Genomic DNA, 862 nt, shown 5'->3' with positions numbered 1-862 from the left:
CACTTCCGCGAAACGTACAAAGAAATCAACCACTTTACGGTTGGTCCAGCTACCGTATTGCTGCACCAGATGCAGCGGCATTTCAAAGTGGGAGAGGGTGATCACCGGTTCGATGTTGTATTTCAGCAGTTCATCGAACATATCATCGTAGAACTTCAGCCCTTCTTCGTTTGGCTGAGCTTCATCGCCTTTTGGAAAAATGCGCGTCCAGGCAATGGATGTACGAAAACATTTGAAGCCCATTTCGGCAAATAGCTTGATGTCTTCCTTATAGTGACCATAAAAATCAACGGCTTCATGGTTTGGATAGTATTTTCCTGGCAAGACTTCTTTGGTGATTTCGCGCGGCACGCCGTGTGCGCCACCGGTCAGAACGTCACAAATGCTCGGCCCTTTTCCGCCTTTGTTCCAGCCGCCTTCGACCTGATGAGCGGCAACTGCGCCGCCCCATAAGAAATCTTTCGGTAAGGTGAGTTTTTTCACTATCATAGGCTCCAGATGAGTCAATTCTTACAGGAAATAGTACCATGCAGCCAAACGACATCACTTTTTTTCAACGTTTCCAGGATGACATTCTGGCTGGGCGTAAAACCATCACCATCCGCGACGAGTCTGAATCGCACTTCAAAACGGGTGATGTGCTTCGTGTCGGACGTTTTGAAGATGACGGTTATTTTTGCACGATTGAAGTCACCGCAACCTCAACCGTAACGCTGGATACGCTGACTGAAAAACATGCAGAGCAGGAAAATATGACCCTGACTGAACTGAAAAAAGTCATTGCTGACATCTATCCCGGCCAGACACAATTTTATGTGATTGAATTTAAATGTCTTTAAATTGAACTCGCGCCTGTTAGTTG

General features: G+C 46.5%; 1 protein-coding gene and 1 pseudogene. One reads left to right on the top strand and one right to left on the bottom strand.

Features of this window, described 5'->3' with window-relative positions; translation table 11 throughout:
- Window positions 1–483: pseudogene (bglA, locus tag K0039_RS24655) on the bottom strand (6-phospho-beta-glucosidase BglA); the annotation flags it as partial.
- 44 nt (window positions 484–527) lie between these two features.
- Between bglA and yqfB the strand changes: the two are divergent.
- Entirely contained in the window at window positions 528–839 is a 312-nt protein-coding gene (gene yqfB, locus K0039_RS24650) for a N(4)-acetylcytidine aminohydrolase (RefSeq protein ID WP_001182957.1), read from the top strand.
- The last annotated feature ends 23 nt before the right edge of the window (window positions 840–862 follow it).

It is taken from the genome of Terrisporobacter mayombei (genome assembly GCF_020748465.1).
GTDB classification, from domain to species: Bacteria; Bacillota; Clostridia; order Peptostreptococcales; family Peptostreptococcaceae; genus Terrisporobacter; species Terrisporobacter mayombei.
This window is presented reverse-complemented; position numbering and strand designations above follow the sequence as displayed.

Excerpts from the sequence above, each read along its gene's own strand:
- yqfB (WP_001182957.1), top strand. The coding sequence starts at position 528 with ATGCAGCCAAACGACATCACTTTTTTTCAACGTTTCCAGGATGACATT.